Source organism: Bradyrhizobium sp. BR14999 (assembly GCF_056106085.1).
This window is the reverse complement of record NZ_CM148536.1, coordinates 4,589,830-4,604,782: the sequence shown is the minus strand read 5'-3', so window position 1 is coordinate 4,604,782 and position 14,953 is coordinate 4,589,830. Positions and strand designations below refer to the sequence as shown.

The 14,953-nt window shown below is 61.3% G+C and carries 15 protein-coding genes; 5 read left to right on the top strand and 10 right to left on the bottom strand.

Annotated elements, in window-relative coordinates:
• Positions 1–24 precede the first annotated feature (24 nt).
• The 3 genes from ACR9YP_RS21340 to ACR9YP_RS21330 all read left to right on the top strand — a co-directional run bounded on the left by ACR9YP_RS21340 (position 25) and on the right by ACR9YP_RS21330 (position 4,873).
• Positions 25–792, top strand: a complete 768-nt coding sequence (locus ACR9YP_RS21340) for a sulfite exporter TauE/SafE family protein (protein WP_438107683.1) — start codon at positions 25–27, stop codon at positions 790–792.
• A 78-nt stretch (positions 793–870) separates the two neighbouring features.
• Entirely contained in the window at positions 871–1,908 is a 1,038-nt protein-coding gene (locus tag ACR9YP_RS21335) for a Cj0069 family protein (RefSeq protein WP_474216994.1), read from the top strand.
• A gap of 562 nt (positions 1,909–2,470) precedes the next feature.
• Positions 2,471–4,873 (top strand): 3-keto-alpha-glucoside-1,2-lyase-like domain-containing protein, encoded by a 2,403-nt coding sequence (locus tag ACR9YP_RS21330; RefSeq protein ID WP_438107682.1) that lies wholly within the window; start codon positions 2,471–2,473, stop codon positions 4,871–4,873.
• 507 nt (positions 4,874–5,380) lie between these two features.
• On the opposite strand, the gene ACR9YP_RS21325 is transcribed toward ACR9YP_RS21330, so the two are convergent.
• The gene (locus ACR9YP_RS21325; RefSeq protein WP_474216993.1) at positions 5,381–7,270 is read right to left on the bottom strand and encodes an FTR1 family protein; all 1,890 of its coding nucleotides are present in this window, start codon (positions 7,268–7,270) and stop codon (positions 5,381–5,383) included.
• Positions 7,271–7,628: 358 nt separating this feature from the next.
• Between ACR9YP_RS21325 and ACR9YP_RS21320 the strand changes: the two genes are divergently transcribed.
• Positions 7,629–8,198 (top strand): Vgb family protein, encoded by a 570-nt coding sequence (locus ACR9YP_RS21320; protein ID WP_438107679.1) that lies wholly within the window; start codon positions 7,629–7,631, stop codon positions 8,196–8,198.
• Here ACR9YP_RS21320 and ACR9YP_RS21315 read toward each other — a convergent pair.
• The 9 genes from ACR9YP_RS21315 to ACR9YP_RS21275 all read right to left on the bottom strand — a co-directional run bounded on the left by ACR9YP_RS21315 (position 8,110) and on the right by ACR9YP_RS21275 (position 13,853).
• Positions 8,110–8,619: a copper chaperone PCu(A)C gene (locus ACR9YP_RS21315; protein WP_438107678.1), complete on the bottom strand. Its 510-nt coding sequence runs from the start codon at positions 8,617–8,619 to the stop codon at positions 8,110–8,112. The two genes, ACR9YP_RS21320 and ACR9YP_RS21315, sit on opposite strands and share 89 nt — an antisense overlap.
• A gap of 8 nt (positions 8,620–8,627) precedes the next feature.
• Complete coding sequence (locus tag ACR9YP_RS21310) at positions 8,628–9,245, bottom strand: SCO family protein (RefSeq protein WP_474216992.1); 618 nt, start codon at positions 9,243–9,245, stop codon at positions 8,628–8,630.
• 6 nt (positions 9,246–9,251) lie between these two features.
• Positions 9,252–9,617 (bottom strand): hypothetical protein, encoded by a 366-nt coding sequence (locus ACR9YP_RS21305; protein ID WP_438107675.1) that lies wholly within the window; start codon positions 9,615–9,617, stop codon positions 9,252–9,254.
• A gap of 293 nt (positions 9,618–9,910) precedes the next feature.
• Entirely contained in the window at positions 9,911–10,615 is a 705-nt protein-coding gene (locus ACR9YP_RS21300; RefSeq protein WP_474216991.1) for a TlpA family protein disulfide reductase, read from the bottom strand.
• A 115-nt stretch (positions 10,616–10,730) separates the two neighbouring features.
• Positions 10,731–11,174: a DUF411 domain-containing protein gene (locus tag ACR9YP_RS21295; RefSeq protein WP_438107671.1), complete on the bottom strand. Its 444-nt coding sequence runs from the start codon at positions 11,172–11,174 to the stop codon at positions 10,731–10,733.
• Positions 11,175–11,204: 30 nt separating this feature from the next.
• Positions 11,205–12,635 carry a multicopper oxidase family protein gene (locus ACR9YP_RS21290; RefSeq protein WP_474216990.1) on the bottom strand — a complete coding sequence of 477 codons (1,431 nt, stop codon included), beginning with the start codon at positions 12,633–12,635 and terminating at the stop codon, positions 11,205–11,207.
• Between the two features lie 126 nt (positions 12,636–12,761).
• Positions 12,762–13,085 carry a hypothetical protein gene (locus ACR9YP_RS21285; RefSeq protein WP_130213043.1) on the bottom strand — a complete coding sequence of 108 codons (324 nt, stop codon included), beginning with the start codon at positions 13,083–13,085 and terminating at the stop codon, positions 12,762–12,764.
• A gap of 174 nt (positions 13,086–13,259) precedes the next feature.
• Positions 13,260–13,385, bottom strand: coding sequence for a hypothetical protein (locus tag ACR9YP_RS21280; protein ID WP_438107666.1), 126 nt, complete (start codon positions 13,383–13,385; stop codon positions 13,260–13,262).
• Positions 13,386–13,580: 195 nt separating this feature from the next.
• Positions 13,581–13,853 (bottom strand): isochorismatase family protein, encoded by a 273-nt coding sequence (locus ACR9YP_RS21275; protein WP_438107664.1) that lies wholly within the window; start codon positions 13,851–13,853, stop codon positions 13,581–13,583.
• A 419-nt stretch (positions 13,854–14,272) separates the two neighbouring features.
• Here ACR9YP_RS21275 and ACR9YP_RS21270 point away from each other — a divergent pair, with 419 nt between their 5' ends.
• The gene (locus ACR9YP_RS21270) at positions 14,273–14,884 is read left to right on the top strand and encodes a DoxX family protein (protein WP_438107663.1); all 612 of its coding nucleotides are present in this window, start codon (positions 14,273–14,275) and stop codon (positions 14,882–14,884) included.
• Positions 14,885–14,953: the final 69 nt, after the last annotated feature.

Genomic DNA, 14,953 nt, shown 5'->3' with positions numbered 1-14,953 from the left:
CCTCCCCATCAAGTGGGTCATCCCATGCAAGAGCTGTTCGCTTTGTTTTGGAGCGGACACATGGATGGGATGTCTTTTGAACTTCCGCTTTTCATTGTTGCGACGTTCGCCGGTGCGCTCGTTGCCGGCATGTCCGGATTTGCATTCGGTCTGATAGCCGCCTCGATCTGGCTCTACATCCTTACTCCCTTGCAGACCGCCAGCTTGATCATCGCCTTTGGGCTGATCGTGCAGGGTTACTCCGTATGGAAATTGCGTGGTGCTCTGGACTGGAGACGGCTCTGGCCGTTCATGCTTGGCGCGGCACTCGGCGTACCGGTTGGGGTAACAATATTGACCTGGGCCGATCCTGGCCACGTTCGCGCGGGTGTCGGCGTGTTTCTCGTCCTCTACAGCCTCTATGCACTGTTTCGTCCTACGATCGAGCCCCTGAAATCACAGGGCGCCGCAGTCGATGCCGTTGTCGGATTCCTCAACGGCGCCCTGGGCGGCATCACTGGGCTCGCCGGAATCCTCATCACGATCTGGTGCGGACTGCGCGGGTGGCCCAAGGATGTGCAGCGTGCGGTTTTTCAACCCGTTGCGGTGGCGACGTTCCTGGTGAGTGCGCTTTGGATCGGCGCCAAAGGCGCGTTGAGCGCGGAGACGATCAAGCTCTTTCTGATCGGATTGCCGGCCCTGCTCGCCGGCACTTGGCTTGGTCTCAAGTTGTTCGGCCGCGTCAGCGAGGCCGCATTCCGCAAGATTGTATTGGTGCTGCTGTTGGCTTCGGGCGCGGTCCTAGTCGTCTAGCGTCGCGCTGGCCTGGCCCTTGTCCTGTGCAGAACCAACACACAATCATATGGATCAATGAATCAGGAGCCGCTTTCCATGCTTGAACCCACAGCTCGCCTCGGCCGCATCGCTATCCTGTGGCGCGGAGATGAAGCAGCGCGCCACAGCGCCTCACCAGAGACCAGCCGGTTCAGTGCCGTATTCGCGGCGCTCGCCGATGTCGGCGTTGATGCGGAACCGGTGGTCTATGAGGACGATGTCCTCAACGCCGTCCGAACACAGCTCGCCACGTTCGATGGCGTGCTCGTCTGGGTCAATCCGATTCACGAGGGGCGCAACCGCGCCAATCTTGACGCGCTGCTGCGCGAGGTCGCGGCGCGCGGCGTCTGGGTGAGCGCCCATCCCGATGTCATCCTCAAAATGGGCACCAAAGAGGTGCTCCATCGCACCCGCATTATGAGCTGGGGCTGTGACACGGCCCTCTATCGAACGCTCGAGCAGATGAGTGTGGAATTGCCCTTGCGACTCGCCGCAGGTCCGCGCGTGATCAAGCGCAACCGCGGTAATGGCGGCCAGGGTGTCTGGAAAGTCGAGGCGCTGGCAAGTCCACCCGACGGGCTGATGGTACGCGTGCTTGATGCCACCAAGGAAGGATCGGAGGACATCGCATTGGACGAGTTTCTTAAGCGGTGCATCGAGTATTTCGAAGACGGTTCTGTGATCGATCAGCCGTTCCAGCCACGCCTGAGCGAAGGGGTGGTCCGCTGTTATATGGCAGGCGATCGCTGCGCCGGCTTCGGCTATCATAAGGTCAAGGCCCTGGTTGACGAACCGACCGCGCGCGCGAAAGCCGGACCGCGGCTCTATGCCAACAAGGCCGACCCGCGCTTCCAGGGCCTGCGCCGGTTGATGGAAGACGAGTGGACGCCGCAGCTGACTTCCTTGCTGGACATCCCGAGGAGCGATCTCCCGATGATCTGGGATGCAGACTTCATGCTGGGCCCGCCTTGCTCCGACGGGAGCGACAGTTACGTGCTCGGCGAGATCAACGTCAGTTCAGTCTTCCCGATCCCGGATGACGCGCCGGCAGAGATCGCCCGCCGCGTCGCGGATAGACTGCAGGCGAAGCTCTGAATGTCGACTGTGTCATAGCTTCGGAAGCTGACCACATCGCGCTGCTCGGCTCCGGCGTGCAGCCAGCGCAGGCGCTGAGTGTCTCTTTCGCTCGCGCTGACGATGCGATCGAGCGGCAACGCATTTCGGTCTGGCTCTTGGTTGACCGGGGCTCACTCACAAGGCCGCTATGCGCCCAAGCGGCCCTCCCGGCCAAGTCGCAGTTTCACCCGCAGGCGACTGGCAGCATTTCTGTCGTTCTGGCGCTTAGGTCTGCTTCTGTGGAGCAGCTCACTGCAACCGCCGCGAAGTCTATCAGCCCTGCGAGATCACCCGCGAGGTCACGGAGCTGAAATCGCACTCATGTGTGAACCGGCTCACCAATCGTGCCGGCAATTTGTCGTATCATTTCTCCAGATCGCGCTCCAAGCGTGTGGCAGGTCTTCGTCGCGTGTCTCGCTTGACCCCTGAGGCGCCTCCTCCGCCTTGCTGCGGAGGCGCGGCCTAACGATCGAAAGCGACACGGCCGGACCAAACCGTCTCGCGCACCGCGGCGATCTCAACGCTTCGAAAGGAACTCTCCATGCTCACCTTTCTGCGGCAAGACCCTTCCATTCCGGTCGATATTCAAGACACCGAGTTCACGCGGGATCTGCTCGGCCGATACGTGTGCAGCACCTATGACGAAGCCGTGAGCAACGGCGGCAAGCCGTTTGATGTAGTGGTCATCGGCGCAGGCATGTTCGGCGCCTATGTCGCCGACAAGATCTATCGCGGCAGCGCCGACCAGAACCTCCGGGTGCTCCTGCTCGACGCGGGAGGCTATTTTGCTTCAACGCACGTGCAGAACATGCCGCATCTCGGGCTGAATGCGCCGGATACCGCGCTGGTCACACGTAACGATCAAGATCCGGGTGGGCGCAATGGCGTCTGGGGCATTCCTTGGCACAGCAACGAGCCGTTCACCGGGCTAGCCTACTGCCCGGGAGGCCGATCGCTGTTCTGGGGAGGCTGGTCGCCGCGGCTCACGCCGGCTGATCTGGCTGCGTGGCCCAAAGGCGCGCGCGATTTTCTGACAGCGAACTACCCGGACGTCGAGTTCGAAATTGGCGTTCAGGACAAGGCGGACTACCTCTCGGGTCCGCTCAATGCGGCGGTCAATGCAGCGCTCCAAAGCGTGGCGGGCGGCGCGAACATTCCCAATGTGACCGTCGATGTCGTCGAAGAGGCCCCGATCGCGGTGCAGGCAGGCTCACCGGGGCCCGGCCTCTTTTCCTTCGACAAATTCAGCAGCGGACCCATGCTGCTGGAGAGCATCCGCGACGATATCGCGAAACGTTGGACGTTGAACGATAATTCGCGGCGGCGATTCTTCCTCGTTCCGCGCTGCCACGTGATCCGGCTACAGAACAGCGGGGGCAAGGTCACGGGCATCGATCTCACCTACAATGGTCAGTTTCGATCGCTCTCCGTTCCGACAAACCTCAGTCCCGATTGCCAGGTCATTCTGGCGGCGGGGACGATCGAGTCGACACGGCTGGCGATCGAGTCGTTCCCGATCAATCGTGGTGCGTACAGCATGGGCGCCAACTTTATGGCGCATCTGCGCACGAATCTGACCGTGCGCGTCAAGCGCAGCGCGCTCGGGCTCGGAGCGGTCACCACACTTGAGCAGGGCGGAGCCATCGTGCGCGGCGAGATCACGAATCCGGACGGCAGCAAACGCCGCTATCATTTCCAGGTGCTCGCATCGGCCGAGAAAGGACAGAACCCGGAAGCAACGATGTGGACTATGGTGCCCGACATCGACCTGTTGCGGAACCTGCTTTCGAACGAGGACCCGGATTGGGTGGCGATCGTTTTCCGCGGTCTCGGTGAAATGGACGGCGACAAGAGCGCAGGCCCGGGCGGCGTCACGAGCTTCGTGAACCTCACCAATGCGGCCGATCCGCTTCAAAACGACGGCATGAGCGCGCGCGCGTGGGTCAATTTCACGCCGACGCCAAACGACTACGCGGCCTGGAGCAAACTCGCCAGCGCAGCGGTCAGCCTGGCCGGACGCCTCGGCAAGAACGCCGGCGACGTTCAGTACCTGTACAATGGCGGCTGGCAAAGCATCCCACCCGCCGATCCGTTTGGTGCCACCAAGGACAAGTTGGGCAATACGCATCACGAAGCGGGCACGTTGTGGATGGGCGAGGATCCGGCCACATCGATCACCGACTCCAACGGACGATTCCATCACATCGCCAACGCCTATGTTGCTGGCCCTGCTGTGTTCCCCACCGTCGGCTCGGCGAATCCGTCTTTGACCGGCCTTACGCTCGCGCGTCGGACGAGCGCCGCCGTCGTTGCGGCATCGACGCCGACGCCTTTGGCGCGTTTCAAGCCGCTCTACGCAGGAAGCTTGGCAGACTGGCAGATGTCGGGGTCCGGAAGCTTCCTGCAGGTGTTCGACATTCTCGAGTCCGTCGGCGGGCCCGGATTGCTCTGGTACACGCGCGAGAGCTTCTCCGACTTCGTGCTCGAGCTGGAATGGCAATACGCCAACCGCACGGACAACTCCGGCGTTTTCATCCGCGTGCCCAACCTGAACAGTTCGAATCCGAACGATTGGACGGCCGCAATCGACCAAAGCTACGAGATCCAAATCGATCCCCGTGGATACAACTCCGAAAAGAATATGGAGAGCGATCCGCTGCGAAGCACGGGCGCCATTTACAACATCAGTGCCGCGACCCGCAGCGATGTTGCGAAAGGCCCGTGGCAATGGAACAGGTTCCTGATTGAGGCGGTCGGAAACCGCATCAAAGTGACGCTTAACGATGTGCTCGTGAACGACTTCACGGATCCCACGTCCCGGTCTCTTCGCGGCCACATCGCGCTACAAAACCATCACGATGGATCGAAGGTGCAATTCCGCAACATCCGCATCAAGACGGTGTTGCCGGGAGTCACCGAGCTGCCTGTCCCAAGGGTCGCCTAGTCTTCGCCGTTCTGCACAAGATGGGGCGCTCCGCCGGAGCGCCCTTGGCAGTTGCGCGATCTGCGTCGGAGGGCGGCCGCATTTGCTGTGATTTCAATGGCTTATCGAAATGGGCAAACGCGTAAGTGCATTTCGGGCCTATAGGCGCTTTTCAGGCACAGCTCCAAAGCTCTGAACTAGGTCGGGGTTTCCGGATGCCACGCCTCGCCATCGACCCGCCGACGCATCGCTGGACTCTGCCCGTTATTTGGACAGATGCCACGGCGAAGCCACGTGTTCACGCCACCCGCCACTGAGATTTCGGCCAATAACCGCCGTCAAACTGGCGGGGCTGGCGCGGCGTTGTGTGGGCGTCTGCGGAGAAGCCGTATGATCGGAGCCTGCGGCTGCGCGGTCAGAGCTCCGTTCCCAGTCCCCGTGGCCGAGCAACTCTTTGCGTTCGCCGGTCAGTTGCTCCAGCGCTGACCGACTTCGTCATCCTGGTCACTGCCACCGCCAGGCCTCATCCTATGCGACCTTTCGACGATTGAGGCCGAAGCCTATCGCCAGAGCCGCAATCATGAGTAGCTGGGCCGCGACCGTTTGCGTGGTTGGGAACAGACCAACCAACGAGATGCGTGGCACCAAGCGTAACGGCGCGATGCTAACGATGCCGGCCTCTTGCAGGGCCGCGATGCCCTTGCCCGCCAGCACGACCGTCAGAATCGCCATGAGCCACGAACTGTAGGTGAAGAACTTGCCGATTGGCAGCCGGCGGCTATAGCGCAGCATCGCCCACGCGATGAATGCCAGCGCCGCGCACGCGCTCAGCGCGCCGGCAAGGATCGTACCGCCGTTTCCCTGGCTCCACAGCGCCGCGTAGAAGAGGATCGTCTCGAATACCTCGCGGTAAACCACGATGAAAGCGAGCCCGAACAGAAACCAGGCCGAACCACCGGACAATGCCTTCGCCATCTTTTCGCGAATGTAGCGCTGCCATTGATCGGCGTGCGCCTTGCCGTGCATCCAGATGCCAACCGAGAGCAGGACAACGGCGGCGATCACCGACCCGAATCCCTCCGTCAGCTCCCGGCTCGCGCCGCTGATTCCGATCACCCAGGTCGCGATGACCCAGGTTGCGAAGCCGGCGACGAGCGCGCCCACCCAACCCGCATGGACGTAGGGCATGACCTCCATCCGCTCAGCCTTGCGGAGGAAGGCGATCATCGCAACGACGATCAGCAGCGCTTCCAGTCCTTCGCGCAGCAGGATCGTTGCCGCTCCGAGAAACGTTGAGAGGCCGCTTGCCGCATTGGGGGAAAGCGACGCCTCTGCATCATCAAAAAGATCGTCGAGGACCTGTACGCGATCGGCGAGCGCATCGGCATTTTCTCCGCTCTGGATGGCGGCACGGTAGTCGCCCATCGCGCCCTCGATCCGCTCCAGAAGCGCACGATTGCGCGCCCCCAGCGCCGGTTCGACCGGCTCAAACCCATCGAGATAGGCAGACAAAGCCAGTTCGCCCGCATGCTGGCGGTCCCCCGCACGATAGGCGGCAAGGCTCGCGGTCAAGCGGCCGCGCACCAGCGACAGGGATCCGGTCTGCTGCTGCGTGACGGTTTCTGGATGACGACGCAAATAAGCCATGAGAGCGTCGGCCTTGTCCTGTCCGATCTTGCTCGCGAGCGCTGCGGGCGTCGTCCCGACGAGCGTCTTCAGATCGGGAACGAGCCTATGAAGCGAGGCGTCCTGCTTCCACAGCCGCTCGCCTTCAGCCGCAGCGGCATCGTGGAAGGCGAAATGACTGGCGTAGAGGGCCAGCGCCCAACGGTCATCGGTCGGAAGGCTGTCGAAGCTCGGCATCGCCGTACCATCAAGTCCCTGGGTGATCACCTGATAGAGGGCAAACACGCTGCGCTGGCGAGCACGCTCGGCGTCCGTGAACGCTATGGGCGGCGTATCAAGCTTGACGGCATCTGGTCCATGGCCGTCGCCCGCGTCTCCATGGCAGGCGGCGCAGTTCTGACCGAATAACGTCGCGCCGCGTGCGAAGTCCGGAACCTTGTTCGGCGCCAGCGGCACGGGGTAGGTCGCCAGCAACGCAGCCGCCAGGCCATGCGCTATAGCTGCTACTTGCTCGGCGTCAGACTTGTCTGCGATGGCGCCCTGCAGGCGGGCAGCTTCCATCGCAAGCGCTTGCCGTTCCGGCTTAGGTGGGAGTGCAGCGATCTTTGCGGCAACGGTCGCCGCGAACTCATTCTGCTCGGCATATTCGGAAGGGCTTAAGACCGAGCCATGTGATACGGCGCCGGCGTAATCCACCGCAATGTAATCCAGCAGTCGCCACGTGGTTTCGACATCGCTCGTCTCGGCCCTCGCTGCGCCGCAGAATACCAGAGCGACCAGCGTGGCAAGCACTGCGAGACGCGGCGGTAAAGATAGCATGCTCACCGGGGATGCCAAATTGAAGGTTGGGTCCGAGGACGGTCGTACCGCCGGTTTCGGATCGGTGCAATTTGAGACGTTCTAATTCAGCTCCAGGTCAACTTCTTTTGAGGCATGTGCGCCGGCCTTCTCGCCGCGGTAAGCGCTCCCGTTAACCGCGCCGGGCGAGTAGCGGCGACGACAGCAAGCGTCGCCTTTGCGCCATCGGCTCCGCCCTTCTCCGGGGCGCCAGCAAGTAACGCGATACGGCGTCCGAAAGACTGCTAGACTTAAGTTTCGGAGTTCGTGAGATCGTGCTTCGGCGCAAGGCCCACCCTACGTGGAGAAGGCCATGAGATTTGCGGTCGCTTCATTGTTGCTGGCAATTGCGCTCGGATTGGGTGCGGCCGTGGGAATTATGCCTGCTGCTGCCCAGACCTTCACTGAATTCATGCTGGCTCCCGCCAGCCGTCCGTCCGCAATCACCACTGGGCCAGACGGTGCGCTCTGGTTCACCGAGGCAGCGGGCAAGATCGGGCGAATAACCATCGATGGCAGCATCACCGAATTCCCGATCAAGGGCGGCGGCGTTTTGCATTCCATCACGACGGGGCCTGACGGCGCGCTGTGGCTCACCGAGTTCACGGCGAAGAAGATCGGGCGCATTCCGACGACCGCCACCGTCGAAAACCTAAAGCTGACCGAATTCGCAATCCCTGGATCGACGGGACCACTTGGCATCACGACCGGGCCAGATGGTGCCTTGTGGTTCACCGGGCGACAGATTGCCAGTTCGCTGGAGGCCGCATCATCAGGCTCAAGCTCAACCAACCTCATTCTTTCATCGTGTCGTGGTGATGATGCATCATGGGAGCCATGTCACTGGGCCGCATGGCGCCGACCTTCGCAACCGGAACCGTGACGTCGACTTTGCCCGCCTTGGCAAACGTCAAACTTAGAGAGAAAGTCTGACCTTCTTTGAGCGGCTGCTTCAAGTCGACGAGCATAATGTGCATGCCGCCCGGATCGAATGTGGTCTTTGCATGAGGTACCAGATCGACGACGGGCATTTCGCGCATACGGGACATGCCATTCTCTTCTGTGGTGCTGTGAAATTGAACTTTGTCCGCGACGGGCGTCGTCGCCCCCAACAACTGGTCTGGAGATTCGCCGTTATTGATCAATGTAAGGTATGTTGCGCCGGTCTTGGCTCCACCGGGCGTCGCTCGCGCCCAAGGTCGCTCGACTACGATTGAGCTCGAACCTGACATTTGCGCGTTAACCTGAACGCTGGCTGCCAAAACGAATGCGATGCTCAAGATCAGCTTGATTGGTTGTTTCATCAGTCGTGCTATCCGTTCTTGTGGACCATTTGCTTGCTCAGCCAAGCGGCGATCTCATCTCCACCTTCGCTACTCTGGATCACATTCGCGAACCGTCCCTGTGGATCCATCAAATAGAGGTACGCGCTGTGCGAGACGGGATAATCGGTCTTTTCGGCTTCGGATTTCTGCGCTTCGGCGTACACGCGATATACCCTCAGCACGCCGTCGATCTGCGCCTGGCTTCCAGTCAGGCCGACAATGCGATGATCAAATGACTTCAGGTAATCAGTCATGACGACAGGGGTGTCGCGCTGGGGGTCGACCGTGACAAAGAGCGGTTGGAGCTCGCTGGCATTTGGGCCAAGCTTTTCCAAGGCCGTGCTCATGTTGGTGAGCGCGGTCGGACACGCATCCGGGCATAAGGTGTAGCCGAAGTAGATCAGAAGCCACTTGCCGCGGTAAGTCTCATCGCTCACTGTCTTGCCGTCGGTCGTTACCAGCGTGAACGGCCCGCCAATCGCTGCCGTGCCAGACGTGACGACCTTCGGATACGGAGTCGCCACAAACCATACCTCAGCCAGCGCGATCGCGCCGGCGGCCGCAACAAGAGCTATGATGGTCAGGCGTCTGGTTCGTGTCTTCATCGACGGCTACTGTTTGGCCTTGGCATCCGGCGATCGAGGAGCGCGCCACTGGTCGTTGGGTCGGCCACTGCTGTCATCTCTGCCCATCATCGCGCCGCAATGGTTCATCATCCCTATCCGTTCCATCATTCCGCTCCCCCGACCCATCATTCCGACCATCGTCGTGGAGCTGGACGAGGCGTGATCGTCGGCATAGAGAGCCGGAGCCATGGTCACCGCGGCGACCGAGAACGCGGCGAATACAAGCAGAGTTCTAGCGGTTGATTGCATGTTCGGTCTCCTTTCGTCGGTTTCCGATTTCCGCAGGCTCGCCGCGCGTTCTTTCGGCGGCGTCCCCAGGATTTCGGTCTGGACCCCGACCCTGAGCGACATCTGCCGTTGCCTGGTCAAGGACCGGAGAATTCGTTGCCTGCCAGCCGACATTCGCTGCGCTTTGTGATGTGGAGGTTCCGCAAGAGCGGCCGATCAGGCGGTTCATGCACAGACCGAGCCCGCACATCACCAAGCATGGCAGTACGCTCAGCAGGACGGGCGCAATACCGGCAGCCACGAGCCAGTTCCATCCGAACGCGGTGCCGGCGATCACGGCGATAACCGCGAGGATAACCAGTGCGCGCCGCTCCCCAAGATAACGCCAGGGCCGCCACGCGCGTACCGCAGAGATATCATCTGCTCTTATTTTCGTCTGAGGAGTCATCAGCTGTTTCTCTATCGAGGATCACTTCGTTAATGGGCGACATCAGCCAGTCGAACACACGCCGGAGCAGGCCGAGCGACGCGTGCAATCGATCAGGGTCTTGCCGCTGAGCGAAGCGATCGCCGGTATTGGTCATGACGGCTCGGAGCGTGTCGGCGATTTCTGGGGAATCCCACTCGGCCGGGCCAAGCGCGCGCCCGACTTCCTGGCCAGCGCGATCGATAATGAGCGTCGTCGGCAAGCCGATCGCGCCTACAGCACGCAACGCCTGCCCGGAGGGGTCGGTGTAAACGGCAAGGTTGCGAATGGTGACCTCGGAGTAGAACTTGCGGACGGCTTCGTGCCCGCCGCGATCCACCGAGAGAGGTACAACTTCGAGCTCGGCGCCGCCCAAGGCCGCTTGCAGCCGATCGAGCGCGGGCATTTCCTTTCGGCAGGGCACGCACCAGGTGGCCCAGATATTGAGGACCACGACCTTTCCTTTGAAGTCAGCCAGACTTCGCGGTCGGCCTTCCTCATCACTGAACTGAACAGCGGCGACAGGTCTTGGGCTGTTATGCAGGACCACCTTTTTCGCTGGCTCCTGAGCAACGGCCAATTGAGTGGCCGCTGCGAGTGCGATTGCGACAGCGATCGCGGACTGAATCCGGCCGATACAGGGGACAAGCATCATTGCTGCTCAACCTTTCCGATCGATGGCAGGATCGCATCCACAAGCCGTTTGGGGACGATCGTTGGCCAACGTGCTTGTGGGGCGATGCGGGCCGACCTCGCCCGCTACCGACTGGCTACACGGTGGCGTAGACGGTCGGTGCCTTGCCATCCTTGGTCACGGCGTAGATGACGAATTTCTGCGTCTTGGGGCCGGTCATGCCGGGGGAGCCGGTCGGCATCCCGGGAAGGGTGATCCCCGCAATCGGCGGCCGCTCGGACAGAAGCTTACGGACCACCTCCACAGGGACATGCCCATCGACCACGTAGTTGCCAACGAACATCGTGTGACAGCCCTGATATTTCGTCGGCACGCCAGCGTCTTGGCTGATCTCGGCGAGATCATTGGTGGGCTTCACGTCAACGGCAAAGCCGCTCTGCCGAAGATACGCGGCATAGTCCTCGCAGCAGCTGCATTGCGGATTCTTGTACAAGGTCGCCTGGGTCGGAGCGGCAAACACTGGCAGCGGCAGCACGAGCGTCGTTAGCGCAGTGCCAAGGCAGAATGTCCGTCTATTCATGTCGTTTCTCCTTTGCAAAGATCGGGTTGCTCATGCAACGCGCAGCACCGTCATCATTCCCGACACCTGGTGGTCGGTGACATGGCAATGCAGCATCCAGTCGCCGGGATTGTCGGCGACAAAAGCGATCTCGATCGTCTCTTTCGGTCGCACGAGAACGGTATCGGCCCATTGCCGGTACGGCACCGGTGCACCGTTGCGGCTCAGGACGCGGAAGCTGTGGCCGTGGAGATGCATAGGATGCCACCAGGCGGTCTCGTTGCGCATCGACAGCACGCAGCTTCGTCCGCGCCGCAGCGTAAGCAGCGGCGGCATCCCAGCGTGACCGTCGCCCGTCATGGAATGACCGTTGATGGCCCAGCTGGCTTGGTTGCCCATGCCCATCATTCCGCCCATCCCCATCATGCCTCCGCCACCCATCATGCCGCCCTGCAGCCGGAGTTCGCGCAGTTCGGCGTTGGTCAGGTCCGGCTCTGGCAACGGATTGCGCGGCAAACGGAGCGGTGAATCGAGTGGATGCGCGCGGAGCGGCGGCTCATCTTTGTAGGCGAGTTGAGTGAGCCAATAAGACAGGTTGTCGTAGAAGTCGTCCATCACGCGGTATCGCCGTCCCGGTTCACCCTGCATATCGAGGATGAGGTCGACGCGCATTGCGGGAGCAAGAAGCAGGCGCCCATTGTCGGGCTCATGCGGTTCGCAGGGCTGGCCGTCGATCGCGACGATTGTCGGACGATGGCCCTCGAAGCGCAGGGACATGATGCGAGCGAGCGAGGTGTTGATGAGACGCAGGCGAATGCGCTCCCCTGCCCGTACTGACTCCTCTTCGGACACCACACCGTTCACCGTGACGGTGTTGCCGACGCGGCCGGACATGGCGGCTTCCATGCCGTTGCCGAATCCCGACGCGATTTGCGCGTCGGATTTGAGCCGCCAGTCGCTCAACACCCAGACAACGTCGCGGTCGACCGGTACGGGTTCCGGCTCTTCAACGATCAGAGCTCCGGCTAGGCCGCGCCCCAGTTGCTGCAGACTGTCGGCATGCGGATGGTACCAGAACGTGCCGGCGTCGGGCGGCGTGAATTCGTAGGTGAAGGCTTCGCCAGGCTCGATCGGCGGCTGCGTGAGGCCAGGAACGCCGTCCATGGCATTCGGCAGACGTATGCCGTGCCAGTGGACGGTCGTATCTTCCGGTAACTGGTTTCGCACCACCAACCGAACGGGCTCGCCTTGGCGGAGCCGGATGTCGGGACCAGGGATGCGATTCCCGTAACACCAGACATTTGTTTCCGTGTCAGGCGAGCCAACGAGGGACACGCGACCGGGCGCCGCGGAGAGCTCAATGAACTTGGGTTCTGCCGGTGCGGCTCGTGCTATTCGCCGCAACAGGGCGGAGGCCGCAATTGCGGTGCCACTTAGCAGCACTGCGCGACGATCGATCGCCGGACGCAAATTGGAGTGCATGAATGCCGATCCTGGACGTTGATCCGCTGCCCGTGGCCAAGAGCCCACGTGCGTCATCACGATGCGCTGTCGATGCGGTGGGCATCGTTGCGCGCCAAAGGTCACATCGCGACCAGCGATGCGCCTTTAGTTCAGGACGGCAGGTCTGGGAGGATACGGGTCAGGCGGGATCGTATGCCCCGCAAGAATTGGGCTGAAGCAATCTCGCGCCGTCTCGACCGAGGACAGCTCAAACAGCGGTCCAAAGACGGGCAAGGCCACGAAACTTCCGCAAAAGGCGGAGCATGCCGCGGCCGTCATGGCCTTCTGATCGTCGCCGCAGCCGTGACATTTGCCTTTCATCGGCATGTCGGTCGCGGCAGCCATGACCATGCTCACGTCAGCATGCGCAGCACGTATGCCATGCGGAACCAGCCCCACGATGAACGTGAGGGCAAGCGCCAGTCTCATGACGCGGCCAAGCTTCTCCGACATGCGACTAAGATAACGACCAGCGTCGAGAATAGCTAGGCCATTGGCAGGAGCCGCAACATCAACCGGCGCTGCGGTTCACGGGTTTGTGAGCCCGATATCCTGCCAGTAGCAGGCTGGCTTTCGATCTCCATCTGCGCCCGGTGGCACTGCTTACGGTCCCGAGAGGTATTTAACGAGCGCCGCAATGCCGAGAATGAGAAGGATGAGGATGAGTACTCCGATCAGAGCCATCTCCCAACCCATGCCACCCATCATGTTCATCATGCCATCCATCATGCCTCACACTCCCTAAGTAGCCCGATGGCTTGGCTCGTTCATCATGCGCAGCATTGCCGGACGCCGGTCCTTAGAAATCTCCAGACAAGCGCAGTTGCTAGCGCGAGAACGGCGATATTCAACACGGTGGTGTAGATGAGTGCGATCGATGCTTCAGTCACCTTGGCGTGGCGGGCCACACCGCGGCCCAGTCCATCACAAAATAGTGGCTGATCGCGAAAGATCCGGTCGGAAACCCATTTTCAAGTAAATAATGCTGATGCCGGCATGCCGCGCTGCAGCCAAGACGCGAGCTGTGGGCGCAATGGCGTTCCGGATGCCGGAAATGTCGATGCCCGCAAGCGCGAACATCCCGCCCTCAGAGCCGAAGTCATTCTGCATATCGACAACGATGACGGCGCTCTGAGTTGGGTTGATGGAAAGAGCCTCAGGCTTCGCTTCGATAGCGATCTGCCCGGATGATCGCATGTCATCGTCCCCTTGAACGAGCACTCAGGGTACGCCTAGAGCATCGCGCCGACAATCCAGATGGCGTCGCGAAACGCCACTGATGCGACGTCCGCACCTGGACCTGGCCCCAACTCGGACCTCTGGCGCGGTCCGCTATCGTGCCCACTATCAGGAGTACGCCGGACCTCATATGCGCCTTGATCTCCGGCTGGAAGCTGACCACGCGGATCGCCACCCTTGGTCTCAGCTTCGCGGATGAGGCGTTTCAGGCGCTGGCTACAGCCAGTTGCCCCGACCGACAGAGCGCAGCGAAGTGAACCCGCGCACGCCGAGATGGAGTTGCGGACGCGGATACTGTGGAGTTACTGTGCACTGCTCCGGAGCATGCGCCTATGCCCACAAATCCCTTCATCGATATCGGTCATTTCCTGAGTGCGATGACGGGCGACTATCTCAGTCTCGGAAACTGGCGCTATCTGATCCTGGCGCTGTTCTGGGCGCTGCTGTTCGCCAGCATTGCATTGGCCTTGCGGAATTGGCAGGAGGATTCGGAGCAACGTACCGGCCGACATCTCGGAATCTGGCTGGTTCGGGTGCTGGTCGGCTGTATGTGGTTTCAGGGCATGTTATGGAAGCTGCCGCTACCTCTGTCGGGCGGTCTGCAATACTGGACCGAACAGGAATCGACCAACGCGGCGTTCGAGTTTCACCGCAGCTTCATGAAGGATGTCGTGCTCCCGAACATGACCATCTTTGGGCCAATCGTCTTTGTTGCCGAGCTGGCATTCGCTGGGTCGATGATGCTCGGGCTTGCGGTGCGATTGCTGGGCGTGCTGGCCATCGCCTATGTGCTGCAGCTCTGGCTCGGCCTGTATGGCAATTCGTCCGAGTGGCCGTGGACGTACATGTTTTTGGCCATGCTGATGTTCCTGCTCACACTCGATGGCGCCGGCCGCAGTCTTGGCCTTGATGCCTGGTTGCGCCGCCAAATCCCTGCGGTGCGCGACGGGAAGGGATTAATCGGCGGGTTTTTCCACATGGCGGGCTAGTTGCGATCGTTTGAGTGAGAGAGTGACGACGTTGAGCCAACCTCGTGAACTCACAAGAGCCGACCGGCC